Raw genomic sequence first — 24,945 nt, 5'->3', positions numbered from 1 at the left:
GAAGGTTTTGAGCGAACGGACCGTTCGACCAATCTATTGGGGCGAACAGTCCGTTCACTCGACGTCGTTGGTGTGCGTGTGGAAGGGATCGGGATGGTGCAGCCGCTGGTCGGCGTGATCATGGGCAGCGACTCGGACTGGCCGGTGCTGCAGGCCGCCGGGGAAGCGCTCAGCGAGTTCGACGTGCCCTACGAGGTCGGCGTGTACTCCGCGCACCGCACCCCGCAGCGGATGCTGGACTACGCCCGCGAAGCGGCCGACCGCGGCCTGCGGGCGATCATCGCCGGGGCCGGGGGAGCGGCGCACCTGCCGGGCATGGTGGCCGCGGCGACGGTGCTGCCGGTGATCGGCGTGCCGGTGCCGTTGAAGCACCTGGACGGGATGGACTCGCTGCTGTCGATCGTGCAGATGCCCGCGGGCGTGCCGGTCGCGACGGTCTCGGTCGGCGGTGCGCGCAATGCGGGGCTGCTCGCGGTCCGCACGCTCGCCGCGGATTCCGGGGAGCTCGGCACGCGCTTGCGGACCGCGATGGCCCGGTTCCAGTCCGACTTGGAATCGATGGTCCACGACAAGCACGCCGCCCTGCAGAGCCGCGCCACCGAGCAGTGAACCGCGAGGCGCTGAGCGCTCAGCGCGGCGGGATGCTTTGCAGGCGGCGGTAATGCGCCGACGCGTGCGGTTCGCCGACGGGGTGGCCGTCGACCTCGATCCAGGCGTGCGCCGCGAACGGCGCGGTGCGCACGCCCGTGCACCAGGTGGGCCACACTCCGCGCGCGCGGCACAGCAGCGCCGTGGCGATGGACCGCCGCAGCGGGCAGTCGGCGCTGCGCGGACTCACCGCGAGGACGTCGCGCCTGGCCGCCAGCGCCTGCGTGGCACTCGCGGGCACGGCCCGGCGGCGGGCGAAGCGCAGCAGCTTGAGCTGTCGCGCGGGTCGCAGCAGCACGAGTAACCGCGCCAGCCCGACGGCCAGCAAGGCCGAAGCGCGTTGGCGCAGCGGCAGGTTCTCCCGGACGGGCAGGGTGACGGGCAGGCTCATGCCGACTCCAGCAGGGTGACGCTGCGCAGGCGTTCCACGATGGTGGCCACGTCTCGTTTCGCGCGGTGCGGCGGGATCCGGTGCCGCTCGGCGAGTTCCTGGGCGATGTGTTCGGTGTCCTGCCCCAGCAGCAGACCCCGCAGCACGTGCGTGCCGGTTCGGTTGAGCTGGAAGGACCGGCCGGTGCGCTCGTCGAGCAGCACGGTTCCCTCGGCGGTGTCGGTGGTGGCCACGTCAGGACGCAGTCGCAGGGACATCCGTTCTCCCGGCTCGGGTGGCGCTGCGCAGCCAGTTCTCACAGCCCAGCAGGTGGTCGAGCTGGAACAGCGTGTGCTCGCCGACGTGCGGGGCCAGCAGGTGCCTGCGCAGCACGCCGGTGTCGATCAGATCGTGCTGGGCGAGTTCGGAATCGGCGAACAACGCCAGGATCGCGGCCCGGTTGCGCCGGAAACCGATGCGGATCGCCTCGCCGTCGCCGGTGTTCGCCCTGCGCGGCAGGGCACCGGGCAGCACCTCGCGCATCGCCTCGGCCAGCAGCGGCTTGTCCTCCCACGGGGAGCAGCGTTCGTGCGGGCGCACCGCCAGCACCGCTTCCACCACCCGGTCGTCGTGGAACGGCAGCTCCAGCCGCACGCCCGCCGCCGCGTAGCTGCGGGCGAGCCTGCGGTGCGCGGGCGCGCCGGTGCGCAGCGCGGACAGCAGCTGATGCGTCGCCCGGTCCGGTGCCAGCCGCTCGGTCTTGCGCGCGGTCCGGTGCAGCAGCGCACGCGTGGTGCTCACCGCTTCCGCGCTCGCCCACGGCGCCACGCGTACCGGGGCGGCTCCCCAGTCCAGTCGCGGGGCGTTCGAGTCGGGATAGGGCTCGGTGAGCCGATCCGCCTGTTCGTGCCACCAGCGTCCGACGTCGTGCGCGCTCAGCAGCGCGGAAATCGTCGGTGGCAGCGCCCAATTCCGCGCCGCGCGGTAGCCGCGCAGCCGCCGCAGCGCGGTGACCGGCCGGTGCCGCAGCAGTGCGTGCAGATGTGCGGGACCGTCGTGGAACAGTTCTTCCCCGCCGTGCGCGGCGAAATGCCTGCGCACTCCGCGTTCGCCGAGAATTCGTGCGGAATACCGGATGCGGGCGGCGGTGCGCCAGCCCGGATAAGGATGTTCGGGATCGGCCGCTGCGTCCGGTTCGGCGAACATATCCGGGAGTTCCGCGTCGTCCAGCACGAGCGGTTCGGCCGATCGCCATTCCGGCGCCGCGGATTCGCGTCCGCCGTTTCCCATCCGCAGCGCGAGCAGATCCGAATTCCGCGCGGCCGCGAGCGAGCACAACGCGGCCGACTCCATTCCGCCGGACAGCTCCGATCCGGCGCGCCCGGCCTCGCCCGCGCCGGTTTCCATCGCGGATTCGAGTCGTTCCAGCAGGAACCGCGCGCCCCGGCGCAGCGGCACCTCCGGCTCCGGCGGGTGCCACCAGCGCACCTCGGTGGCCCGGTGCCCGAGCAGCCGCAGGTAGCTGTCCGCGGGAACCGCGCGGATGCCGGACCAGATGCTCTGCCCGGCCAGCGGCGGGGGCAGTTGCGCGCAGCTCACCTGCGCCGCGAGCGCCCGGTCGTCGATGCCCGCGCCGAGCAGCCCGGCGAGCAGGTCGGCCCGGTCGCCTGCGATCGGGAAGCCCTCGCGCACGCCGTGGAAAACCTGGCGCAGCCCGGAAATCCCGCCCTGCACCCGGACGTCGCCGCCCACCGAGACCACCACGTGCACCCCGCCGGGCAGCGCCCGGACGATGCCGTCCACATCGGACACCGAGTGCACCGCGCGGGCCAGCTCGGCCAGCCGGGCCGCGTCGATCGGGCAGCGTCCGACCAGCGCCACCCGCACCGGCCCCAGCGCCACCGGAACGAGTTCGTCCGGGGCGAAGTGGCCGACCAGCCACGGGTTCCCGGAGGCGTGCGGCAGCACGATCCGGCCGTGCGGATCGAACCGGTCGGCCACCGCCCGCATCTCCGGTGCATCGGGCAGGGCCACCCACCCGGAATCTCGGCGCTGCGTGTTCATCGCATTTTCCGCCGATCAGCGAACGGAGGCATCGAATTGCCCGGAACCGTCCGCGGCGGCGTCCGCGCCGAATTCTCCGACTTCCACCAGTACCGGCGGTTCGTAGGGTTCCGGTGCGGCTTGCTCCTCCACGACGGCCTCCTCTTCACGACGTTCTCGGCGACTACCCGGCAGCGGATCAGCCGGCGATCGCCGGTGGTCCGCAAGACCGCCGGGATCCCGGTGCCTGCGAACGCCGCCCCGCGCGCCGGATACGCGCCCGGGGGCCTGCAAGGTGCGCCGAGAGTCGGGTCTCGCGGGCGCTATCGAAGGGCGTTCGGCTGATCTCTGCCGACGATCACAGTGCGCGTCGCCGTGCGGCGGGCACAATCTTTTTTCCGCAGGATGACCCGAATCGGTGAAGGTGGTACTAGGCGTGTAACGAGCGTTCCGGAAATCGTGCACGCGAAATGCGCGAGAGTGTGCGAATCGCGCATCAACCCAGCTGGTGCTCCAGCACCGCCTCGTGCGCCGTGCCGATCGGCCCGTGCTCGTCGAACAGCCGCGCACGGGCCACGCCGATGCCGGTCGGCTCGACGTCGCGCTCGATCTCCATGCCGATCCATTCGCCGCGCGGCTCGCGGTGCAGGTACAGCGTGATGTCGCTGTTGATCCACGGCCCGAACAGGGCGCCGACCGGACTGGCCGCGCTGATGCAGTCCACCAGCACCGCGAGCTGGGTGAGCGGGCTCGTCGGCTCGTCCGGCAGCAGCGGCAGCGGAAGGCGCATCCACGCCCTGCTCGGGCTGCCGGAGATCTGGTCGGACAGCCAGCGCACCTGGATCACGTCGTGCACGCCCCAGCGCAGGCCGAGCCCGGCGGGCAGCAGGGTGCCGTCGGTGATTCCGTCCGGTCCGGCGAACGGGATCTCGCCATCGGGTTCGGCTTCGTCCGTCCGGTCGCGGCGCAGCACGTGCGCGAGTGCCCGCGTCACCTCGGTCCCGTCCTGGTGCAGCACCACTTCCAGCACGCGCAGCCGCTTGCCCTCGCGCACCGTTCTGGTGTGCACGGCGACGCCGGTGCGCCGCGGAACCGGGCGGTGCAGATCGACGGTGAGACGTGCGAGGAACAGGTCCGGATCGGACAGTTCGCGCTGCACGGCGCGGGCGATCAAGCCTGCGACGGGGCCACCGCCGGTCAGTTCGCCCCACGGATTGCCCGCCGAGTCGGTGGGAAGGAACAGCTCGCCCGCGGGCCGGAAGAGGGTCTCGTCTTGCACGCCCGAATGCTACTTGCCGGTAGCTTACTTTGGGTAGGCGTGCTGCGTTCGGTCGTGCCGCTGCGAACCTTCGGCGGAATTTCGCCGATGTCCGTGTGATCCGATTCCGCGCGGGAGCGATTTAGTTGAACTTTCATGCTTAGCTGGCGGCGCCCACCGACCCGGGAGGAAAGCCGATGCACCGGTACCGCGACCTGACGACCCTGCTGGCCAGGCTGGTCGTCGGGGTGACCTTCGTGCTGCACGCCTACCAGAAGCTGGCGATCAACGGGATGTCCGGCGTCAGCGCCGGGTTCGAGCAGATGGGCATCCCGCTGCCCGCTGCCGCGGCCTGGTTCACCGCGCTGGTCGAGCTGCTCGGCGGGCTCGCGCTGATCCTCGGCGTGCTGCTGCCGGTCGCCGGTGTGCTGCTGGCTGCCGTGATGCTCGGCGCGCTGGTCACCGCGCACTCCGGGGCGTACTTCGCCACCGATGGCGGCTTCGAGTACGTGCTGGTGCTGGCGGCGGTGAGCCTCGCGCTCGGCTTCAGCGGCCCGAAATACACCCTGCAGGCGGCCTTCGCCGCGCGGAAGGACTCCGCGCCCGCAGCTGTCTGAGCGCGGCCAAGTCGCTGGGCGGCAGGGCGGGTCGCTGCGTCTGAAGGAGTTCGGAGTGCTGCGGCGGGCCGGTGGTCGACCGGCCCGCCGGTGTTCACAGCACCGCGCCGAGGTCCACAGTGGTCTTCTCGGTGGTGCGCCGCTGCGCGAGCTTGTCCGGGTCCGGGTTGCTGACCTGCACCAGCGAACTCCGCGCGGACAGCACGGCGAGCAGCCCGTCGTAGACCCCGCCGGGCAACGTCCACTCCAATGTGGACAGCACGCGGGAGTCCGGGCCGATGCCCAGGGCTTCGGCCCGCTCCGCGGCCACGCCCAGCACTTCGTCCACTGTGGACCCGACGAGCGCCGGAGCGCTGCCGGGAACCTGTTGGCGCGGGCTGAACTCGTCGCCGTGCACCCGGATGTCGCTGACGTAGTCCACGGCTCCTTGCGGCAGCTCGCGCACCGGGCCGCCGAGCGCGTCCAGGCCCACCACGGCGGTCACGTGCGCGCCCGCGCCGGACTCGGGCGCGGCGGCCGGGACGAACGCGACCTCGGCACCCGCCGGGTCGTCGACCACGTGCGCACCGCACCACCAGGAGCCGAGCAGCACTCCGAGGGTCTGCCAGTGCGCGGGCAGCGCCACCGAAACCGGCGTGCCCGGCTCCAGGTCGAGCTCGTCCACCAGCCAGTTCGCCGTCTTCGCCGCCCAGTTCGCGACCGTCGCGCGGGACAGCTCGACACGGGCTCCGGTGGCGTCGTCGTAGTGCGTGATCAGCGGGCGCGGGGAACCGGTTGCCAGCATGGGTGCGAGCAATGCTTGCGTGACGCTCATGCCGCGACCTTATGGCGTAGCCCGCCGCCCGCGGCGAAGGGGACCGAGCGTCCCACCGGCGCGAAGGCGCTCGTCACCGCGCGTACCGCGAGGAATGAAGGACCCGTTCGACCGGCCTATTGGCGCGAAGGAGCCCCTCGATCGGACCGCGCGGGAGCTGACGTCGGGGGTGAGCGACTCGATCGCTCGGTCTGTTGGGGCGAAGGAACCCCTGCCTCGGATCGGCTGCGGCTAGTTGATGCAGGGGATGCCGTCGGAGGTGATCGGGTCCTGGGCGGGTGGCGCAGGCTGGCGCCGGGCCGTGCCGTCCAGGTCCAGCGGGGCGTTCGCGGCGAAACCGGTCTTCGGCACCAGGCCCGCGATGAACGAACGCACCTGCGCGGGATCCACCTTGACCACGCTCTGCCCGTGCTCGTCCCTGCCGCCGGTGGAAGCGACCGGCAGCGTCACGAACCGCACGCCGCCGCCCGCCAAGCCCTGCATCTGCGCGGCGAACCCGGCCACGTCCCAGTTCTCGTCCAGCACCACCGAACGCCGCGCCGCGTCCTGCAACCCGGCCAGCTTCGCCGGATCGGTCAGCGTGCCGGTGGACAGCAGCTTGTTGGCCACCGCCGCCATGAAGACCTGCTGGCGCACGATCCGGTCCAGATCACCGCCCGGCAGGCCGTGCCGCTGCCGCACGAACGACAGCGCGTCGCCGCCGGAGATGGTCTGCCTGCCCGCGGCGAAGTCGGCGCCGGAGTCCTTGTCGCTGGTGGCTTGGTTCAGGCACACCTCGACGCCGCCGAGCGCGTCGGTCACCTCGTAGAAGCCGAGCAGGTTCACCTCGGCGTAGTGGTCCACGCGGACGCCGCTGAGCCGCTGCACGCTCTGCAGCAGCGCGCGCTGCCCGGCCAGCTGGGCTTGCCGCTCGGCCAGCGCCGAGTCGCGGCCTTCGATGGAATCCGCGGCGGCGCTCTTCGCCAGGCCGTACACCGCATTGATCTTCTGGGTGCCGCCGCCGGGCATCGGCACCGAGGTGTCCCGCGGCAGCGAAACCGCCGTGGGCGGGCCGCCGTCGTGCGGGATCCGCATCAGGATCACGGTGTCGGTGTTGAGGCCGTTGGTGCTCTCCGTGCGCAGTTCGCGCAGCACGCTCAGCGGCAGCGGGTTGCCTTGCGCGTCGGTCCGGCTGTCGTTGCCGACCAGCAGGATGTCGGTCGCGCCGTCGTCGGCCGGGGGAGCTTCCGGCGTGTCGGCGAGTACGCGGGAGGTGCTGACGTCGGTGTCCAGGCGGTCCAGCGCGACCCAACCCGCAGCGGTGACCGCCAGGACTCCGGCGGAGATCAGCGCGACCAGCGTCCGGCCCGCGATCAGCCAGCCGCGGTGCTTGCGCGGGGCGGCAGCGGCGCGCTCGGATCCGCCCGCGTCGTCCGGTTCCGAGCCGTCCAGAACTGAGCTGTCGGCCGCCGCCGCGCCGTCCGATCCGGTGCTGCGCGACGCGGCGCTGGCCGATGCGGCGCTTTGCGATGTCGTGTCGTCCGATGCGGCGCTGCGCGATGCCGTGTCATCCGAAGCAGCGCTGCGCGATGCGGTGCCGCCCGATGCGTCGCCGGGCCAGACGGTGCCGGTCCAAACCGTGCCGTGCCACGCGGTGCGCCCCGATGCAGTGCCGTGCGAAGCCGGGTCGCCCGGGTCCGAGCCGCCACCCGCCGCGTCCGCAGCGCGCCCGTGGTCGGGTTGCGCGGCCCGCTGCTCGTCCGGTTCCCGCGAGTCGCCCGAGCCCGCGGTCGGCACGTCTTCCTCGGCCACGTTCCCTCCCCCTGGCGGCCTGCCACCGGGACCGGACCGGCGGTCCGCCCGCGCGGGTCCACCTTCCGGCCGACGCGCGCGATCAGCTTAACGCGGCGCGGAACCCGGTCAGTTCACGCAGGGGACGCCGCCCGCGTCGATCGGCGCGTCGCCGGAACCGGACTGCTGGGCGTGCAGCGGTGCCGCGGCGCGTTGCCCGCCGTCGAGCTGGACCTGCTTGTTCCCGGCGAACTGCTGCGCCCCGGGGCCTTGGTAGTCGCTGCCCACGTACACCTCGACGTTGCCGGACTGCAGGTTGCCGCTCGGTTGCAGCGGCAGTCCGCCGAGGGTGGCGGCGACCTGTCCGGCGGCGGCCTCGTCGCCCGGTGCGTGGTAGACGACCGACTTCGCCATCGAGTCCGAATTGGAGCTGCCGCCCTGGCTGAAGCCCGCTTCGCTGAGCGTGCTCAGCACCTGGCCCGCCAGGCCGCTCTTGCCGGTGGCGTTGAAGACGTTCACGGTGGTGCCGCCGCGCTGCTTCTCGGCGGCCTGCTCGGCCTGCTCCTTGGCCGCGCGCTCCTGCGGCGGCAGCAGCAGCCCGTCCGCGAACTGCTTGACCTCGCGCGGGTTCGCGGTGACGTCCTCCGAACCGGACTCGCCCTCCAGCTCGATCGGGATCGTCTGGAAGCTGATGTCGCCGCCCGCGATGCCCTGCATCTGCTGGGCGAAGTCGACCACGTCCCAGCCCTTGTCCAGCACGACGGACTTCTTCAGCGCCTCCATCAGGCTGGTCAGCTTGGCCGGGTTGCTCAGCGTCCCGCTGGAGAGGATCTTGCGCGCCAGCCCGGACATGAACACCTGCTGGCGCACCACCCGGTCCAGGTCGCCGCGCGGCAACCCGTGCCGCTGCCGCACGAACGCCAGCGCGTCCGCACCGGCGACGGTCTGCGGCCCGGCCTTGAACACCGCGCCGGAGTAGTCGCTGTCGTTGACCTCGTCCTTCAGGCAGACGTCGACACCGCCGACCGCCTGGGTGATCTCGTAGAAGCCGAGCAGGTTCACCTCGGCGTAGTGGTCGATGCTCACCCCGGAGAGGTCTTCCAGGGTCTTGATCAGGAACTTCTGGCCTTCGGCCTTGGACTGCAGTTCGAGCTGCTTCGGGTCGGTGACGCCGCTGGCCTGCAGCTTCTGCTTCGCGTCGGACTTGGCCCTGGGCAGCGCGGAGTTGAGCTTGTTCTCCCCGTACCCGTTGCCCATCTGCACCATGGTGTCGCGCGGGAAGGACATGGCGCTGGCGCGCCCGCCACCGTTCGGGATCCGGATCAGGATCATCGTGTCGGTGAGGTCGCCGCCTTCGTCGTCGGTGGTCCGCAGCGTCTTGAGGATCTCGTCCGGCAGCGGGTTGCCGTCGGCGTCGGTGCGGCTGTCGTTGCCGATCAGCAGGATGTCGGTGGCGCCGTCCGGTTCGCTCAGGCCGCCACCGATGACGTCGCTGCCGGAGAGGTTGCTGTTCAGATTTCGCAGGGTCGCCCATGCGTAGCCGGTGAATGCGAGCACCAGCACGGAAAGCAGGGCCACGAACGTCCGCCCGACGATCATGCCGTTGCGGCGGGCGTTGCGGCCGCGGTTCCAGGTGTCCTCGGGCGGCGGCGGAGCGGGCCGCTCCGGCCGCGGTTCGGGTCGTCGCTGCTGCTCGCCCGGCGGGCGCTGCTGCGCGCGGGCGGGCCGGTCGGCCGGTGCGGGGCGGTCCTGGGAGGGCTGGCGGGGTCCGCCGCCGGGTGCGGGACGTCCGGCGGGGCCGGAACCGGGGCGGGGCTGGCGCTGCGGTCCGCGCGGTGGGACGGGCCTGCCCGGTTGCCCTGGTGGGCCACCTGGCCGTCGCGACCGGTCGTCCACGCCGAATCCTCCTTGGGACTTCCTGCGAGCGTTACACCTCGCCGGGGTGATTTTTCGGCGAAGCCACCACGCAGGCTAACGGTGTTCCGCCGTCGGGGTTGCGAGCGGGCGGAATCGCCGCAGCCGCACGTACTTCGTAGTCGGAAGATCACTGCGAGTGGTTCGCCGCTTGCACTCCGCGTGTTGTTCGGCGGCGCGGACGCCGCTTTTCGCACTGCGTGGTCGGCGCTGACCACGCCCGGCCGACAGCGTGGCAGACTGCTTCCGGGCGACGTTCGGTCCCTGCCGATCCGCCCTGCGGCGGAAGGGAAATCCCCATGGAAGGTGGCATGCGAGTACTGATCACCGGTGGGGCCGGCTTCATCGGTTCGCACTACGCGCGGCAGCTGTTGCAAGGGGCCTATCCCGCGTTCGCGGACGCCGAAGTGGTGGTTCTGGACAAACTCACCTATGCGGGCAATCAGGAGAATCTGCGCCCGGTGGCGGAAAATCCGCGGCTGCGCTTCGTGCGCGGGGACATCTGCGACGCCGAGCTGGTCGCGGAGCTGATGACCGGGGTCGACGTGGTGGTGCACTTCGCCGCCGAGTCCCATGTGGACCGTTCGATCCTGGGCGCATCGGACTTCGTGCGGACCAACGTGGTCGGCACCGACACGCTGCTGCAGGCCGCGCTCGCGGCCGGGGTGGGCAAGTTCGTGCACGTCTCCACCGACGAGGTGTACGGCTCGATCGAGACCGGTTCGTGGCCGGAGGAGCACGCGCTGGAGCCGAATTCGCCGTACTCGGCGGCGAAGGCCGGCTCCGACCTGATGAGCCGGGCCTACTTCCGCACCCACGAGCTGCCGGTGTGCGTGACCAGGTGCTCGAACAACTACGGCCCGTACCAGTTCCCGGAGAAGCTGCTTCCGCTGTTCATCACGAACCTGCTGGACGGCCACCGGGTTCCGCTCTACGGCGACGGCGGCAACGTGCGCGACTGGCTGCACGTGGACGACCACTGCCGGGGCATCCAGCTGGTCGCCGAGTCCGGGCGGCCGGGCGAGGTCTACAACATCGGCGGCGGCACCGAGCTGACCAACCGGCGGCTGACCGAGCGGCTGCTGGAGGCGATGGGTCAGGACTTCTCGATGGTGCGCCCGGTCGACGACCGCAAGGGGCACGACCGGCGCTACTCGGTGGACCACACCAAGATCGCCGCCGAGCTCGGGTACCGGCCGCGGGTCGGCTTCGACGAGGGACTGGCCGAGACCATCCGCTGGTACCGGGAGAACCGGTCGTGGTGGGAGCCGTTGAAGCAGGTTCAGAAGTGAGCGCGCAGCGCCTCGCGCTGCTCGTGCCGGGCGGGCGTGGTCAGCTCGGACGGGAGCTGGCGCGTTCGGCGGTGCCGCTGGTGCACGCGCCGGGATCGGGCGAACTGGACCTGCGCGACGCCGCGGAGGTCGGCGACGCTGTCGGCTCGTTCGCCGAGACCGCGCTGGACAACGATCTGCGCCCGGTGGTGGTCAACGCCGCCGCCTACACCGCCGTGGACGCGGCCGAGAGCGATGCGGACGCGGCGCGGTCGATCAACGTGGACGGAGCCGCTGCGTTGGCCAGGGCCTGCGCGGCCCGCCGGGTTCCGCTGGTGCACATGTCCACCGATTACGTCTTCTCCGGCGATGCGGATGTGCCGTACGAACCGGACGATCCGGCCGAGCCGCGCACCGTTTACGGCCGCACGAAGCTGGATGGGGAGCGGGCCGTGCTGTCCGCGGGAGCCCGCGCCTGCGTGGTGCGAACCGCGTGGGTTTACGGCGCAGGCGGGCAGAACTTCGTGCGCACGATGTCCCGCCTGGAACGGGAGCGGGACTCGCTGTCCGTTGTGGACGATCAAGTCGGGGCGCCGACCTGGACCGGTGATCTGGCGGCGGGAGTGGTGCAGCTCGCCGGATCGTTCGCCGAGCGCCGCGACCCGCAGCGCCCGGTGCTGCATTGCACCAACGCCGGGCGGACCAGCTGGTTCTCCTTCGCCCGCGCGGTGTTCGCCGAACTCGGCGCCGACCCGGAGCGGGTGCAGCCGTGCTCGACGGAGGAATTTCCGCTGCCCGCGCCCAGACCGGCGCACTCGGTGCTGTCCGGGCGCGCATGGGCCGCGGAGGGTTTGACGCCGTTGCGAGACTGGCGATCGGCGCTCACCGCCGCCTTCGAGACCGACGGTGCTGCGCTGCGCCGTTGACGGCGTCCTTTTCCACTGTCCGCAGTGGACATCAAGGTGGCCGTGGCCGCGGGAGGAGTTCCCGCGGCCACGGCGCAGGTGGAGCTGATCAGCTCCGTCGGGTTCACAGCCCGAGGATGCCCAGCAGGCCGCCGTCCGAGCCGGAGTCACCGCTGCCGGAGTCCGAGCTCGAGCTGGTCTGCTGCGTCGCCGCCCCGTCCGGGCCGGCGACCGAGTGGCTCTCCTCGTAGGAGACCCGGCCGTCACCGTTGGAGTCGGCGCCCGCCGTGGTCTGGCTGGACTGCACACCTTCCGGACCCGCGACCGACTGGGTGCCCTCGAAGTCGGCGGCACCCGCGACCCCGGCGAACCCGAGCACCAGGGGGGCCGAAATCAGTCCGGCTGCGATTCCACGGTTCAGCTTGCGCATGAGAACTCACCTCTTCCGCTAGCTCGTTTCCTCGAATCCGTTCCGCTTTCAGGTACGGGACGAATCCGGTAGGTGACGAGACCGTCGATCGATCTCGCAGCCGGTACAACACGAGATCCCGTCGATCACTTCCAGGTTTTCCGGTGTGGAACCTCACAGGACGGACGGCGAGCGGCGGGGTTTGCGCCCACGAACCGATCGGGAACGCGGGAAAACTGTCGGTCAGCGGGTCACGGACGATCTTCTCGAGCTTGCCCGGGAGAAGCCAGGCAGCAGTCGCCGAGGCATTCGCGCAACCGCAGCAGTCCGTCCCGCAGCCGCGTTTTCACCGTCGACGGCGGAATGCGCAGCTGCTCGGCCGCTTCGCGATAGCTCAGTCCCCGGTAGTAGGTGAGCAGCACCGCCTCGGACTGCAACGCGGTCAGCGCGGACAGGCAGCTGCGGACCTTCAGGTGCTCGCAGTGCGCCAGCACCGTCTCGGTCACCGAGTCGTAGGCGGTCTCCTGCGAGCCCGCCGCGAACCGGTCGTCGCGTTCCCGCACCGCACGCGCCGAGCGCAGCCGGTCCACCGAACGCCGGCGCGTCATGGTGCTCACCCAGCTTTGCGCGCTGCCGCGTTCCGGGCGGTAGCGCGGCGCGGTGCGCCAGACCTCGATGAGCACTTCCTGCGCGACCTCTTCGGCCTGCGCGTCGTCGTCGAGCAGTTCCCTGGCCAGCGTCCGCACCGGTCGCACCGTGCGGTCGTAGAAGGTATGGAACGCCCGGAGATCTCCGCTGCCGATCTTCACCAGCAGCTGCTCGGTGCTGACTTCCCGGTCGATCGGACACTCGTCCATCCGCCACCTCCCGTGCCTGGCAGATGCGCACCTGCCATCAGTGTTTCGGAGCCGGTGGCCGGGCGGATTGGTCAAAGATCTCAATTCTTCCACAAAGGATGAACAGGACGCGAAAACGGGGGCCACCGCAGCGGCGTCGCACCGCTGCCGATGACCCCCGTCGATTGCGTACCCGGCAGATCACCGGGTTAGTCCTGCGAGCGGCCTCAGCCGCCCGCCGGCGGGAACCTCGGACCGGTACCGCTGAGCGGCCCGAGGTCCCGTCGTTCGGCCGATTAGAGGCCGAGGCCGCCGGTGACGTCGTGCAGGCCGCCGCCCGCCTCTTCACCGACCGGGCCTTCGGCACCGGTCAGCGGCGCGGTCAGGTCGGTCATCCCGCCCGCGACGTCGCCGCCTGCAACGTCACCGCCGGCAACATCACCGACCGGCAGGCCGCCGGTGACGTCCTGCACGTCCGGGGCCACGCCACCGAGGTCCTGCAGGCCGCCGGTGACGTCGCCACCGGCGATGTCACCGACCTGGCCGGTCAGGCCGTCCAGCTGCCCGGCGACGTCGCCGCCCTGCACGCCGCCGACGGCGTCCTGCACGCCGCCGACCACGTCGGTGACGCCGTTGCCCGCGATGTTGCCCGCGTTCAGGTCACCGGCCACGCCGCTGATGTCACCGGTGTTCACGTCGCCGATGACCTCGTTGCCGTTGCCGTTCCCGTTGCCCACCGGGCTCTCGTTGCCGTTGCCGCCGTCTTCGGTGCGGGTCATCTCGGTGCTGTTGTTGCTGTCCTCGGTCGAGCTCGCCTCGCCGCGCAGCATCGAGTCCACGTCGCCGAGCGGGCCGAAGATGTCGGGGGTGGTCATGTCCAGCTCCATGTCGTCGGGGCCGTTCACCAGGAACGGCATCAGGTCGTGCGCATCGACTCCGGGGCCGTCGGCGGCGAGTTGGACCAGTGCCGGAGGCAGCGTCCGGAAGTACTCGTCGACGAGCTCGACCGGTGCGTGATCGAGTGCCAGCGAAGCCGCGTGCACGACATCGGCATTGCTCAGCTCCGCCAGTCCTGCCTGGTCCAGGTGGGCCCGCGGGTCCTCCTGGAACGACGCGCGATCGGCCGCGTCGGTCACGAGCCGGGACAGGAACTCGTGCACCGTCAACATCGCCGTCACGCCCTTCGCCGAGCAGGTGGGGAGGTGGCCGGAACGCTCCGGCGATCATCGGAATCCGGCCCGCACATCCACTCGGCGAACCGGTCTCGTTCGCCCGCCGGAATTCCGATCGCACCGCGACTCGCGCCACCAGCGCGTTCCCGCCACGACTCGAAGATTAGGCGCGGATCCGCGCGATCGGACATGGGGCCGATCCCCTAGCGCTCATTCGACTATTAGGGGGTCGGGCCGAATGATCTTCATCTGAGCAGCGGACGGCGCATTTCCCGAATCGATTGGTTTTGATCTTGTGCTGTTCCGCACTGCGTTCGCGGGTGTGGCGAAAACCAGCGGAGAAAATTCGGCGACCGGCCAATCGGAATGCCCGCGGGCTCCGAACGCGCCTATTCCGGAACTGCGGGGTTTTGTGTCGCCGAGCACGGGGAACCTTCCCACGGCCATCCGCGCCCGGAGGTCACGATGAGGAAAACCCGGTGCACCGGACGTGTTTCAGCGCGCGAGCTCGTAGGCGCGAAGCGTCGCGCGGGCGCAACCGCGCCAGGTGTAGCGGGCCGCGTGGGCGCGACGTGCGGCGGCCGCCCGGCGGTCCACCGGGCGGGACACGACGTCGTGCAGTGCCGCCCGCAGCGCGTCGACATCCCCGTACGGCACGAAATCCGCGTGCCCGCCGGTGATCTCCCGCAGTGCGGGCAGCTCCGCGCACACGACCGGAACGCCGCACGCCAGCGCCTCCAGCGCGGGCAGCCCGAACCCCTCGTCCCGGGACGGCAGCACCAACGCCCGCGCGCCGGCCACGACGCTGCGCAGCTCGCGTTCCGGCAGGTAGCCGGTGTGCAGCACCTTCGCTTCCGGCCGTTGCTCGCCGGGGCCCGCGAGCACCAGCGGCGGCAGGCTCGCCTCGTGCGCGCGCAGCAGCACGTCGAGTCCCTTGCGCGGGCCGTCCGTGCCGACGAACACCAAGTACTGCTGCGGCAATCCGAGCCGGTGCAGTTCGGGGCCGGGCGGTGCCGCCTCGAACCACTCGTTGTCCACGCCCAGCGGGGTCACCACGATCCTGCGCTCCGGCACGGAGAACCGTTCTTGCACGGCCTCGGCCACCGCGGCGCTCGGTGTGCAGACCACGGCCGCCCGGCGGGCGCAGGTGCGCACCAGATCGGCGAAGCCGGGCTCCGGAGCCTCTTCCGGCACGTCCAGGAACGCCAGGTCGTGCACGGTCAGCACGCCACCGGCGCGCACCGACGGCGGCAGCACGAAGTTGGTGCCGTGCACGACGTCGCCGCGCCCCGCGAGCAGTTCGATCGGCGGGAACGGAACCCGGCGCCACGACGCCCGCAGCGCTCGCGCGGGAACCGGAACGCCGCTCGCCCGCACCCCGGGCGGAACCGCATCGCGCAGGGCGCGATGGCCGCGCGCGGTGAACCCGACCGCTCGAACGTCCACATCGGACATCCGGCCGAGCTCGCGGGTCAGCGCGGCCGCGTACCGGCCGATCCCGGTGCGCGGGCCGAGCAGCGGGGTGCCGTCCAGCAGCACCCGCAGCCGGGCACTCACCGCCCTCGCAACCGTTCGCCCGCGAGCCTGCGCAGCCGCCCGGCGGCGCGCTTGGCCACCTCGACCGGACCGCCCGCGTCGAGGTACCCCCGCAGCAGCGCCGCATCGCGGCGCACCGCCTGCAACCGGCTCGGCCGCGGCGTGCGGGTCAGCGGTGCGGCGGCCCGCAGCCGGTCGGCCGCCGGGCGCGGGTCGCGGCAGAACTCGGTCAGCGGCGCCAGCACCGACTCCCAGGTGAACCGCTCCCGCACCGCGGCGATCCGCTCGCGGCACGCCGCGGCGAACTCCGCGTCGTAGAGCACCCGCTGCAACGCCTCGGCCAGCGCGTCCGGGTCCTCGGCGGGCACCACCACGCCGAGCCCCTCGTGGCGCACCAGGTCCGCGAACGAGTCGCCGTCCGTGGTGACCACCGGCAGCCCCGCCCACAGGTAGTCCAGCACCCGGGTGCGGAAGGCGAACGTGGTCTCCACGTGCTCGAAGTGCGAAGTGACCCCGCAGTCGGCGTCGAGCAGGTAGTTCTGCCGCTCGCCGTAGGGCACCCAGGTCTCGTTGAAGAACACGTTCTTGCCGGTCAGCCCGAGGCTGCCGGCGAGGTGCCTGGTGCGCTCGGCCATCCCCATCTCCGGCACGTCCGGATTCGGGTGCTTCATGCCCAGGAAGAACAGCCGCACGTCGTGGTGGCGTTCGGCGAGGCGGTGCACCGCGTGCAGCAACGTCAGCGGGTCGAACCAGCTGTAGACACCGCCCGCCCACAGCACGACCTTGTCGTCGGCCCCGATGCCGGGCTGCGCGCCCTTGATCGCCGGCCCGGTGCGCCGCGGCGCCACCGGCGACAGGCCGAACGGCGCCACCTCCAGCAGCGAGCGCACCGTCGGGTCGGTGTCGTAGAGCCCGGGTGTGAGCCTGCCCAGCGAAGCGAGGTGGCCGAGCCAGAAGTGCCGCTGCCGCTGCGAGGCGCACAGGAAGAAATCACCGCGCCGCAGCTGGGAGTTCAGCACCTTCGTCACCCCGCGCAGATCGGCCGCGCGGCGCTCGTCGTCGGTGTCCCGGCCCTGTTCCAGCAGTTCCAGGTGCATCGGGTCGTAGATGTCGCAGACCACGATCTTGGTGGAGTCGACGTGCTTGAGCGCGGGCACCATCTCCAGCACGTGCCCTTGCAGCACCACGATGTCGGCCCACTCGACGTGCGCGGCGAGTTCCCGCGGTTTCGCCGCCACCACGGGAAAATCGGACTCCGGCGGGTCGACGTGCGGGTTCGCGCTGACCAGCCGCACCCGGTGTTCGCCGCTGAGCACCTCGGCCATGTGCCAGGCCCGGATCGCCGGACCGGCCATCCGCGCGGCCACCGAATCCCCGGTGAGCACCGCGATGTTGCGCGGGCGCCCGAACACCTCTTCCAACCCGAACACGTCCACCAGCACGTCGTGCGCGGCCAGGTAGCGCGGCAGCGGGTAGGCGGGCTCCATCGCCTTGCGCATCAACGGGACCAGGTCGGCGTCCGAACGCACCCGAGCCGCCTGCTCCACCTCGCGGGCCTGTTTGAGCTGCGGCAACAGCTCCACGAACCGGTCGATGGCGAGCATCCCCGCCAGCGCGTCCCGCGAGATCGGCACGTCGTCGGAGTGGTCCACCCCCTCCGGTCGCCGCGTCATCTCCAGCTGCTCCGGGTCAACCTCGCCGCGCGCAGTCGCCCTGCGCACCGCCAGCGCCATCGCCGCGGGCAACGCCTTCGCCAGCGTCTCTTCCGAGGCGTTCTTGTACAGCGCCGCCAGCGCGTTGCGTTCCAACAGGTAGTTCTCGCGCGCCGACGAGACCTCGCTCATCGACGCGTGGTGCCGGTGGTAGGCGACCGACCGCGGCTCGTACCGCACCCGCCAGCCGCGCAGGTTCAACCGCCAGCCCAGGTCGACGTCCTCGTAGAACATGAAGAACCGCTCGTCGAACCCGCCCAGCGCGGCGAACAGCTCCGCCCGCACGAACAGCGCCGAGCCGGTGCCGAACAGCACGTCGCGCGGGGCGTCGTGGCCGCCGTCGTCGGGCTCGCCCGCGTGCCGCTTGTAGCCCATGCCGAACCAGGTGAGCCCGGCGTCCACGAAATCGACGTGCTCGCCGGAGAAGTCGAGGACCTTGCTGGCCACCGCGCCCGCCGTCGGCTCCGCCCGCAGCGCCGAAACCGCCGCGCGCACCCAGTCGCGGTGCGGCCGCGCGTCGTTGTTCAGGAACGCCAGAACCTGCCCCGCGGCCTCCCGCGCAGCCAGGTTGCAGCCGCCCGCGAACCCGAGGTTCTCGCCGGACTCGATCAGCCGGACCTGCGGCTGCGCCTCCCGAATGCGCTGCGCACTGCCGTCACCGGAAGCGTTGTCGACGCAGAGCACCTGCAGCCGCTCAGCCGGGTAGTCCAGCTCGTCCCGCAACGCGCGCAGGCACTCGATCGAGTCCTGCGCACCGCGGTAGTTCACCACGACCACGGAAACGACCGGCAGGGCAGACGAATCGGACAGCTCAGCCACACCCCAAGCCTGCCCTACGCGGCGGGCGCGCGTGCACAGCGCCCGCTGATCCCCGGTTTTCTCCAGGGGTGTTGCTCCAGGAGTGAACGGACCGCTAGCCCGATCTATTGGGACCAGCGGTCCGTTCGCTCGCGCAGTCCGCTCACGATGCGCGGGTGTGTCGGCTGCGTGCCTGCACCAGCGCGCAAGCCGGGTTCCGCGAGGAGTGAACGGCCTGTTCGGCCAATCTATTCGGACCAGCGGTCCGTTCGCCCGGATCCGGGAGGCGGGTGTTCGCCCGACCACCTGGACCACACGGCGTGCCGCGCAGCGGCGGAGCCGTGTGCGCGGCGGGCGCGGAGCGCCGCGGGGGCAGTGGCAGCCACCTCAGCCAGTACGCGGAGCCGCAAGGCGACGCGGAAGTTCGGTGGAGTGCGGGGGAGTGGCGGAGCGCGGCGCGCGCGGGAGCGCGCGGGTAGCGCGCGGAGGTCGGCGCAGCGGAAGCGGTGCGACGCCGAGCGGAGCGGGAGCGCGCAGGTCACGGCCGCGAAGCGGAGAAGTTCGCGGGTCGCGATCGGGGCGGGAGCGCAGCGCAGCAGCGTGCGCAGGCGGTTGAGCTCGTTCCAGCGGTGGAACCGCGGCGAGCCGAGGCGAGAGCTGGCGCCGTGCAGGTGCGTGACGCGGGCTGCGGGAACCGACACGACGCGGCCTCCGGCGAGGCGGAGCCGCCACGACGTGTCGGTGTCCTCGTAGTAGCAGAAGAAGTTCGCCGGGACGCCGCCCACCGCCCGCACTCGCTCGGTCCGCAGCAGCGCCGCACCACCGCAGAACCCGAACACCTCGAACGCTGCGCCGGAACCGGTCTCACCCAGCTCGGAAGCGGATGCGCCGAGCCCGGTTTGCGCGAGCCCCGTTTCGCCGGGTCCGGCACCGGTGCCAGCTTCGAGGATTCCTTTCTCGCCGGTCTCGGCCGTGCCGGTTCGAGCAGCCCCCGAGCGGTCTCGCGCCGCGTCGCATCGATGGGCCCCGCGGACTCTCCCGCCGGTCACCTCGGCGAGATCCGCCCCGTGCCCATCCGCAGTGAGCCGCACCCCGACCGACTGCACCGCACCGTCCGGCGCCCGCAGCACCGAGGCGGCAGCCCACGCTCCGGAATCCGCGTCCAGCGCGTCCTCCAGCGCCGCGAGCCAACCGGGCTCGGGAACCGCATCGTCGTTGAGCCACGCGACGAACGGCGTGCTCACCTGCGCCAACGCGGCAGTGATACCTCCCGCGTACCCGCGATTCCGGGACAGCCGCAGCACTTCCGGCCGCGACGGGTGCCGCGCCAGCAATTCCGCGGTCCCGTCGGCCGACGCGTTGTCCACCACCAGAATCCGATGTGGACGGTCCTGGGCGGCCACCGCGTCCAGGCAGTCCGCCACGTGCGCCCGCCCGCGCCACGTGACGACCACGACGGTGCTGCGCAGGGTTCCCACCCGGCGGAGCCTAACCCGGCGGAAGCGCGATCTCCCGGTTCGGCACCATCGCCGCTGGTCCCGGCAAGAAGATCGAACCACTGCGGACTAGGGTGACCGCGTGCCCGAGCTGCTGGTGATCGCCGAGCAACTGCTCGCTCCCGTGCCCGGCGGAACCGGCCGCTACACGCGAGAACTGCTGCGCGCCCTCGCCGCCACGGCCCCGGACGACTGGGAAGTGACCTCCGCGGTCAGCCGCACAGCACATCCCGGCAGCGCCGCGGTCGACGGCGTGCACGGCCCGAAAGTCCTGCCACTGCCCCGAAAAGCGTTGATCGGAGGCTGGGAGCGCGGTTTGCCGTGGTGGCCCGGTGGCGACTCGGTCCACGCGATGACCCCGCTCGCCCCGCCGCGCAGGCGCGGCCGCGGACTCGTGGTCACCGTGCACGACACCGTCCCCTGGACCCACCCCGAGACGCTGACCCCGCGCGGCGTCCGCTGGCATCGCCGCGCGGTTGGCCGCGCCGCCGCGCAAGCCGACGCGCTGATCGTGCCCACCGAAGCGGTCGCCGCCGACCTCGCGGGGAGGGTGCCGACTCGCGCGGAGATCCACGTGGCAGGCGAGGGGATCGCGCCAGCACTGCTCACCGAGCCCGAGCCGGACTGCTCGCGGGTGCTGGCCGCGACCTTGCCGCCGCGCTACATCCTCGCGATCGGCACGATCGAACCCCGCAAGGGCCACGAGCACCTGGCGCGCGCCCTGGCCCAGCCGGAGGCGCCGGACGTGCCGCTGGTCGTCGTCGGTGAGCAGGGCTGGGGCGGTGTCGACCTGCCGCGCATCGCCGAACACCACGGGTTGCCGCCCGAACGCATCCGGCTGCTGCGCGGAGTCGACGACGCGGAACTCGGCATCCTCATCCGCCGCGCTGCCGCGGTGGCCATGCCCAGCCTCGCCGAAGGTTTCGGCCTGCCGGTGCTGGAGGCGATGGCGCTCGGCGTGCCGGTCGCGCATTCCGACGACCCCGCGCTGGTCGAAGTCGCCGGCGGCGCCGGGATCGCGGCGCCACCGGGCGATCCCGCCGCGTTGGCTCGTGCGCTGCGCAGCGCCGTCGATGACGAGCCGTTGCGCGCCGAACTCATCGCGGCCGGGCGCCGCCGAGCCGCCGAGTTCGACTGGCACCGCACCGCCCGCGCCGTCTGGCGAGCCCACCTGCACCGCTGAAGCAGAGACGCGCTCAAGATTTGCGGAACCGGCCACGATCGCCTCCGGCGCCCCCGTACGCTGCACGCTGTGCAACGAGGTGAGCCGCATCTGCTCATCGACGCCACCGCCGTCCCCGCCGACCGCGGTGGCGTCGGTCGCTACGTGGATTCGCTGCTGGCCGCGCTCGACCAGGACGGCGCCCGGGTCAGCGTCGTCTGCCAGCCCCGGGACGCCGGGCTCTACGCCCGCATCGCCCCGAACTCGCGGGTGGTGCCCGCCGCCGAAGCCGTCGCCACCCGCACCGCGCGGCTGACCTGGGAGCAGACCACGTTGCCGCGGCTGGTGCGCAGGCTCGGCGCCGACGTGCTGCATTCGCCGCACTACACCACGCCGCTGGCGAATCCGGCCGCGTCCGTGGTGACGCTGCACGACGCCACCTTCTTCACCGGTGCCGCACTGCACTCCCCGGTCAAGGCCCGGTTCTTCCGCACCTGGACGAAAACCGCGCTGCGCCGCGCCACGCTGTGCGTGGTGCCCAGCGAAGCCACCGCCACCGGGCTCGCCCGCAGCGCCGGAGCGGACCGCCGCGCCATGCACGTCATGCACCACGGCGTGGACCCGGAGTTCTTCCACCCGCCGTCACCGGCCGAGATCCGCGCGGTGCGCGACCGGTTCAGCCTGCGCGACCAGCCCTACGTGGCGTTCCTCGGCGCGCTGGAGCCGCGCAAGAACGTGCCCGCGCTGATCCGCGGGTTCACCCTCGCCGCCCGCGGTCGCGCCGACGATCCGGCGCTGGTGCTGGCCGGGCAACCCGGCTGGGACGTGCGGGTGGAGCGGGCGCTGGAGGCCGTGCCGCACCGCATCCGGGTGATCCGCGCCGGGTACGTGCCGTTCGCCGAGTTACCCGGATTCCTCGGCGGCGCGCACGTCCTCGCCTATCCCAGCATCGGCGAGGGCTTCGGCCTGCCCGTGCTGGAAGCGATGGCTTGCGGCGCCGCGGTGCTGACCACGCGGCGGCTGAGCCTGCCCGAGGTCGGCGGTGACGCGGTCGCCTACTGCGGGATCCGCGCCGCCGACGTGGCCGCCGGGCTCACCGAACTGCTCGACGACCCCGCCCGCCGATCCGCGCTGTCGACCGCCGCGCAACGCCGCGCCAAGGACTTCACCTGGGCTTCCTGCGCCACTCAGCACCGCGAGGCGTACGCCCGCGCGCATCACCTGCACCGCCGCCGGAGCTGATCGCGGCGAAAACCGGTTGCCGTGCTCGCTACGGTCGAAGCACGACCACCGCCGGACATCGAGGTACTGACGTGCTCCTTTGAGGCCGCGCAACGCGGGCGCGCGAACGCGCCGCCCATGGCCCGGAAGTCGCATCCCCGGGCCGCGTCACCAGTCGCGACCTCGACGGGAGCCCGCATGTCCGGATCCATCGTCTGCTCCGATCTCACCTTCGCCTGGCCGGACGGCGGTTTCGCGTTCGACCACCTCGACGTCGTGCTCGGCGCCGGGCGCACCGGCCTGATCGGGTCGAACGGCTCGGGCAAGTCCACCTTGCTGCGGCTGATCGCGGGCGAACTGCGACCCACCTCCGGAACCGTCAGCGCGCACGGGGAACTCGCTTACCTGCCGCAGGACCTGATCCTGGACTCCGAGAGCCGTGTCGACGAGGTTCTCGGGGTGGCGCAGGTCCGGCGAGCGATCGCGGCCATCGAAAGCGGCGATCCCCGCGAAGAGCACTTCGCGATCGTGGGCGAGCGGTGGGACGTCGAGCAGCGGACCCGCGCGACCCTCGACCAGCTCGGCCTCCGACAGGTACCGCTGGACGCGCACGTGGGCGCGTGCTCCGGCGGTGAGCTGGTGCTGCTCGGACTGGCCGCGCAATTCCTGCGCGAGCCCGACGTGCTGCTGCTCGACGAACCGACCAACAACCTCGATCAGCGGGCGAGGGCAATCGCGCACCAGGCGATCGCCTCCTACGACGGCGTGCTGCTGATCGCCTCGCACGATCGCGAGCTGTTGCAGCGGATGGACCGCATGGCCGAACTCCGCGACGGCGCGCTCACCTGCTACGGCGGCAACCTCACCGACTACGAGCAGGCCGTGGCCGCCGACCAGGAAGCCGCCGAGCGCAGCGTGCGCGCGGCCGAGCAGGACCTCAAGCGCCAGCGCCGCGAGCTGGCCGAAGCGCGGATCAAGCTGGACCGCAGGCAGCGCTACGGCCGCAAGCGCTGGGAGACCAAGCGGGAACCCAAGGTCCGGATGCGCAAACGGGCCGAGGACGCGGAAATCGCGGCGGGCAAGTACCGCAACATGCACGACGACAAGGTGCGCCAGGCCCGGGAACGGCTCGAAGCCGCCGAGGAAGCGGTCCGCGACGACGACGAGATCCGGATCGACCTCCCGGCGACGGAGGTGCCCGCGCGCAAGGAGGTCCTGCGGCTCACCGGCGTGCTGCTGCGCAACGGTCCGCTGGTGAACTGGGAGGTGCGCGGACCGGAACGGATCGCGCTGGTCGGCGCCAACGGCGCGGGCAAGACCACGCTGCTGCGAACCATCATGGGCGAGCTGGAACCGGACGCGGGCGAGGTCCGCACGCTCGTACCGGCGCGATACCTGCCGCAGCGCCTCGACGTGCTCGACGAGCGGATGTCGGCCGTGGACAACGTCGTGCAGGCCGCGCCGTCGGCCACACCCAACGCGATCCGCGCGCAGCTCGCCCGCTTCCTGCTGCGCGGGGCGGACGCCGATCGGCCGGTCGGCAGGCTCTCCGGCGGAGAGCGCTTCCGGGCGGCGCTGGCCACGTTGCTGCTGGCCGAACCGGCACCGCGGTTGTTGCTGCTCGACGAACCGACCAACAACCTGGACGCGGCCAGCGTGCGGCAACTCGCGCAGGCCATGGAGTCCTACGCCGGCGCGTTGATCGTCGCCGGGCACGACGCCGAATTCCTGCGCGAGATCGGAACCACCACCCGGATGCGGCTCGACGACGAACTCCGGCGGTGCTGAGGGGCGTCAGCCCACCCCGGACCGTGTTCGGCAGAATGGGCCGCCGTGACCGCCTCCCGCAGCTACGGCGACGAGATCGCCGTCGTGATCGTGACCTACTCGCCCGGTGAGACGCTGGAGCGCAACCTCGACTCGATCAAAGCGGCGACCACCCGCCAGGCGCAGGTGGTGCTCGCCGACAACGGTTCGACCGACGGCATCCCGGAACGCGCCGCCGAAGCGCGTCCCGAGGTCCGGTTCGTGCCGACCGGGGCGAACCTCGGCTACGGCGGGGCCGCGAACCGCGGCGCGGCCGAACTCGGCGACGAAGTCGGCTGGGTCGTGATCAGCAACGCGGACGTGGAATGGCAGCCCGGTGCGCTGGACGAGCTGCTGGCCGCGGCCGACCGCTGGCCCCGCGGCGGCGCGTTCGGCCCGTTGATCAACGAGCCGGACGGCAGCGTCTACCCGTCGGCGCGGCTGCTGCCCTCGCTGGGCCGCGGCGCCGGGCACGCCGCGTTCAGCAGGGTCTGGCCGGACAACCCGTGGACCCGCGCCTACCGGCAGTCGGAGTCCGGGATCCGCGAGCGCAAGGCGGGCTGGTTGTCCGGATCGTGCCTGCTGCTGCGCCGCGAAGCGTTCGACAGCGTCGACGGATTCGACCCGCGCTACTTCATGTACTTCGAGGACGTCGACCTCGGCGACCGGCTCGGCGGCAAGGGCTGGCTGAACATCTACGTGCCCAGCGCCCGGATCACGCACATCGGCGGGCACGCCACGTCCCGCAATCCCGGGCCGATGCTCACCGAGCACCACCGCAGCGCCTACCGCTACCTCGCCGACCGGCACCGGGGAGCGGCATGGGCGCCGCTGCGGATCGGGCTGCGCGGCGCGCTCGCGGCGCGCGCCCGGTTGGAAGTCCGCGCGGCCGAACGCGAGAACTAGGTTCTGTTTGAAAAGCGGCGGCAGCCGCTTGCGGCGTCCGAGGACTCAGCCGGACCACCGGCGGGTTCTCAGACGTCTTCTGGCGAGGACAGCGGCCCGGACCTATGAGGACGCCGAGTAGGGAGCTACTTCAGGATGAGATCCCGGAGCCGGAAGGCGTCTGAGGTTCCGCTACCTGTATTGCCCTGTGAGGTTGTGAATGCGTTGGGCTGGTGTGTGGCCGTTGAGGGAGGTGTGGGCGCGGTGGTGGTTGTAGGTGTGTAGCCAGGGGTCGAAGGCGT

Annotated in this window: 22 protein-coding genes and 1 pseudogene; 8 read left to right on the top strand and 15 right to left on the bottom strand. The window is 71.8% G+C overall.

The features are described from left to right. Window positions 1–93: 93 nt before the first annotated feature. A complete protein-coding gene (gene purE / locus INP57_RS28190) occupies window positions 94–609 on the top strand; it encodes a 5-(carboxyamino)imidazole ribonucleotide mutase (RefSeq protein WP_200073407.1) in 516 nt (171 codons plus the stop codon). Between the two features lie 19 nt (window positions 610–628). On the opposite strand, the gene INP57_RS28185 is transcribed toward purE, so the two are convergent. From INP57_RS28185 to INP57_RS28165, 5 genes are all read right to left on the bottom strand, one after another. After that, window positions 629–1,039 carry a lasso peptide biosynthesis B2 protein gene (locus INP57_RS28185; protein ID WP_200073406.1) on the bottom strand — a complete coding sequence of 137 codons (411 nt, stop codon included), beginning with the start codon at window positions 1,037–1,039 and terminating at the stop codon, window positions 629–631. Next, on the bottom strand, window positions 1,036–1,296 hold the full coding sequence (locus INP57_RS28180; protein WP_200073405.1) for a lasso peptide biosynthesis PqqD family chaperone: 261 nt from the start codon (window positions 1,294–1,296) through the stop codon (window positions 1,036–1,038). The genes INP57_RS28185 and INP57_RS28180 overlap by 4 nt, the downstream gene beginning before the upstream one ends. Next, a complete protein-coding gene (locus tag INP57_RS28175; RefSeq protein WP_200073404.1) occupies window positions 1,274–3,082 on the bottom strand; it encodes an asparagine synthase-related protein in 1,809 nt (602 codons plus the stop codon). Before INP57_RS28175 ends, INP57_RS28180 begins: the two co-directional genes overlap by 23 nt. 15 nt (window positions 3,083–3,097) lie before the next feature. Next, window positions 3,098–3,214, bottom strand: a complete 117-nt coding sequence (locus tag INP57_RS28170) for a lasso RiPP family leader peptide-containing protein (protein ID WP_200073403.1) — start codon at window positions 3,212–3,214, stop codon at window positions 3,098–3,100. A 343-nt stretch (window positions 3,215–3,557) separates the two neighbouring features. Further along, complete coding sequence (locus INP57_RS28165) at window positions 3,558–4,340, bottom strand: thioesterase family protein (RefSeq protein ID WP_200073402.1); 783 nt, start codon at window positions 4,338–4,340, stop codon at window positions 3,558–3,560. 176 nt (window positions 4,341–4,516) lie between these two features. Between INP57_RS28165 and INP57_RS28160 the strand changes: the two genes are divergently transcribed. After that, window positions 4,517–4,936 carry a DoxX family protein gene (locus tag INP57_RS28160; protein WP_200073401.1) on the top strand — a complete coding sequence of 140 codons (420 nt, stop codon included), beginning with the start codon at window positions 4,517–4,519 and terminating at the stop codon, window positions 4,934–4,936. Window positions 4,937–5,030: 94 nt separating this feature from the next. Here the strand turns inward: INP57_RS28160 and INP57_RS28155 are convergent, their stop codons facing one another. The 3 genes from INP57_RS28155 to INP57_RS28145 all read right to left on the bottom strand — a co-directional run bounded on the left by INP57_RS28155 (window position 5,031) and on the right by INP57_RS28145 (window position 9,416). After that, entirely contained in the window at window positions 5,031–5,750 is a 720-nt protein-coding gene (locus INP57_RS28155; RefSeq protein WP_200073400.1) for a TIGR03089 family protein, read from the bottom strand. Window positions 5,751–5,981: 231 nt separating this feature from the next. After that, window positions 5,982–7,541 (bottom strand): LCP family protein, encoded by a 1,560-nt coding sequence (locus INP57_RS30455; protein WP_307850325.1) that lies wholly within the window; start codon window positions 7,539–7,541, stop codon window positions 5,982–5,984. Window positions 7,542–7,649: 108 nt separating this feature from the next. Next, entirely contained in the window at window positions 7,650–9,416 is a 1,767-nt protein-coding gene (locus INP57_RS28145; RefSeq protein WP_307850324.1) for an LCP family protein, read from the bottom strand. A 329-nt stretch (window positions 9,417–9,745) separates the two neighbouring features. Between INP57_RS28145 and rfbB the strand changes: the two genes are divergently transcribed. Both rfbB and rfbD read left to right on the top strand, forming a co-directional pair. Continuing rightward, the gene (gene rfbB, locus INP57_RS28140) at window positions 9,746–10,726 is read left to right on the top strand and encodes a dTDP-glucose 4,6-dehydratase (RefSeq protein WP_200073433.1); all 981 of its coding nucleotides are present in this window, start codon (window positions 9,746–9,748) and stop codon (window positions 10,724–10,726) included. Further along, window positions 10,723–11,631: a dTDP-4-dehydrorhamnose reductase gene (gene rfbD / locus INP57_RS28135; RefSeq protein WP_200073399.1), complete on the top strand. Its 909-nt coding sequence runs from the start codon at window positions 10,723–10,725 to the stop codon at window positions 11,629–11,631. Before rfbB ends, rfbD begins: the two co-directional genes overlap by 4 nt. 103 nt (window positions 11,632–11,734) lie before the next feature. Here the strand turns inward: rfbD and INP57_RS28130 are convergent, their stop codons facing one another. The 6 genes from INP57_RS28130 to INP57_RS29905 all read right to left on the bottom strand — a co-directional run bounded on the left by INP57_RS28130 (window position 11,735) and on the right by INP57_RS29905 (window position 19,551). Then, window positions 11,735–12,040: a hypothetical protein gene (locus INP57_RS28130; RefSeq protein ID WP_200073398.1), complete on the bottom strand. Its 306-nt coding sequence runs from the start codon at window positions 12,038–12,040 to the stop codon at window positions 11,735–11,737. A gap of 230 nt (window positions 12,041–12,270) precedes the next feature. After that, window positions 12,271–12,876 carry a sigma-70 family RNA polymerase sigma factor gene (locus INP57_RS28125; RefSeq protein ID WP_200073397.1) on the bottom strand — a complete coding sequence of 202 codons (606 nt, stop codon included), beginning with the start codon at window positions 12,874–12,876 and terminating at the stop codon, window positions 12,271–12,273. Window positions 12,877–13,151: 275 nt separating this feature from the next. Next, window positions 13,152–14,024: an IniB N-terminal domain-containing protein gene (locus tag INP57_RS30240; protein ID WP_304611171.1), complete on the bottom strand. Its 873-nt coding sequence runs from the start codon at window positions 14,022–14,024 to the stop codon at window positions 13,152–13,154. A 498-nt stretch (window positions 14,025–14,522) separates the two neighbouring features. Next, window positions 14,523–15,584 (bottom strand): glycosyltransferase family 4 protein, encoded by a 1,062-nt coding sequence (locus INP57_RS28115; protein WP_307850323.1) that lies wholly within the window; start codon window positions 15,582–15,584, stop codon window positions 14,523–14,525. Beyond that, the gene (locus INP57_RS28110) at window positions 15,581–18,094 is read right to left on the bottom strand and encodes a glycosyltransferase (protein ID WP_200073395.1); all 2,514 of its coding nucleotides are present in this window, start codon (window positions 18,092–18,094) and stop codon (window positions 15,581–15,583) included. Before INP57_RS28110 ends, INP57_RS28115 begins: the two co-directional genes overlap by 4 nt. 227 nt (window positions 18,095–18,321) lie before the next feature. Then, entirely contained in the window at window positions 18,322–19,551 is a 1,230-nt protein-coding gene (locus INP57_RS29905; RefSeq protein WP_307850322.1) for a glycosyltransferase family 2 protein, read from the bottom strand. A gap of 100 nt (window positions 19,552–19,651) precedes the next feature. Between INP57_RS29905 and INP57_RS28095 the strand changes: the two genes are divergently transcribed. The 4 genes from INP57_RS28095 to INP57_RS28080 all read left to right on the top strand — a co-directional run bounded on the left by INP57_RS28095 (window position 19,652) and on the right by INP57_RS28080 (window position 24,664). Beyond that, the gene (locus INP57_RS28095; protein WP_200073394.1) at window positions 19,652–20,752 is read left to right on the top strand and encodes a glycosyltransferase family 4 protein; all 1,101 of its coding nucleotides are present in this window, start codon (window positions 19,652–19,654) and stop codon (window positions 20,750–20,752) included. 90 nt (window positions 20,753–20,842) lie between these two features. Beyond that, window positions 20,843–21,973: a glycosyltransferase family 4 protein gene (locus INP57_RS28090; RefSeq protein ID WP_200073431.1), complete on the top strand. Its 1,131-nt coding sequence runs from the start codon at window positions 20,843–20,845 to the stop codon at window positions 21,971–21,973. Window positions 21,974–22,150: 177 nt separating this feature from the next. Then, window positions 22,151–23,740: an ABC-F family ATP-binding cassette domain-containing protein gene (locus INP57_RS28085; RefSeq protein ID WP_200073393.1), complete on the top strand. Its 1,590-nt coding sequence runs from the start codon at window positions 22,151–22,153 to the stop codon at window positions 23,738–23,740. 45 nt (window positions 23,741–23,785) lie between these two features. Next, on the top strand, window positions 23,786–24,664 hold the full coding sequence (locus tag INP57_RS28080; protein WP_200073392.1) for a glycosyltransferase family 2 protein: 879 nt from the start codon (window positions 23,786–23,788) through the stop codon (window positions 24,662–24,664). Between the two features lie 171 nt (window positions 24,665–24,835). On the opposite strand, the pseudogene INP57_RS28075 reads toward INP57_RS28080, so the two are convergent. Next, window positions 24,836–24,945: pseudogene (locus tag INP57_RS28075) on the bottom strand (IS481 family transposase); the annotation flags it as partial.

It is taken from the genome of Saccharopolyspora galaxeae, from assembly GCF_016526145.1.
GTDB lineage: Bacteria > Actinomycetota > Actinomycetes > Mycobacteriales > Pseudonocardiaceae > Saccharopolyspora_C > Saccharopolyspora_C galaxeae.
The sequence above is the reverse complement of the archived record's forward strand: the minus strand, read 5'-3'. Positions and strand labels throughout refer to the sequence as shown.

Excerpts from the sequence above, each read along its gene's own strand:
- INP57_RS30240 (WP_304611171.1), bottom strand. The coding sequence starts at position 14,024 with ATGTTGACGGTGCACGAGTTCCTGTCCCGGCTCGTGACCGACGCGGCC.
- INP57_RS28160 (WP_200073401.1), top strand. The coding sequence starts at position 4,517 with ATGCACCGGTACCGCGACCTGACGACCCTGCTGGCCAGGCTGGTCGTC.
- INP57_RS28130 (WP_200073398.1), bottom strand. The coding sequence starts at position 12,040 with ATGCGCAAGCTGAACCGTGGAATCGCAGCCGGACTGATTTCGGCCCCC.
- INP57_RS28155 (WP_200073400.1), bottom strand. The coding sequence starts at position 5,750 with ATGAGCGTCACGCAAGCATTGCTCGCACCCATGCTGGCAACCGGTTCC.
- INP57_RS28175 (WP_200073404.1), bottom strand. The coding sequence starts at position 3,082 with ATGAACACGCAGCGCCGAGATTCCGGGTGGGTGGCCCTGCCCGATGCA.
- INP57_RS28125 (WP_200073397.1), bottom strand. The coding sequence starts at position 12,876 with ATGGACGAGTGTCCGATCGACCGGGAAGTCAGCACCGAGCAGCTGCTG.
- INP57_RS28085 (WP_200073393.1), top strand. The coding sequence starts at position 22,151 with ATGTCCGGATCCATCGTCTGCTCCGATCTCACCTTCGCCTGGCCGGAC.
- purE (WP_200073407.1), top strand. The coding sequence starts at position 94 with ATGGTGCAGCCGCTGGTCGGCGTGATCATGGGCAGCGACTCGGACTGG.
- INP57_RS28185 (WP_200073406.1), bottom strand. The coding sequence starts at position 1,039 with ATGAGCCTGCCCGTCACCCTGCCCGTCCGGGAGAACCTGCCGCTGCGC.
- INP57_RS28180 (WP_200073405.1), bottom strand. The coding sequence starts at position 1,296 with ATGTCCCTGCGACTGCGTCCTGACGTGGCCACCACCGACACCGCCGAG.
- rfbB (WP_200073433.1), top strand. The coding sequence starts at position 9,746 with ATGCGAGTACTGATCACCGGTGGGGCCGGCTTCATCGGTTCGCACTAC.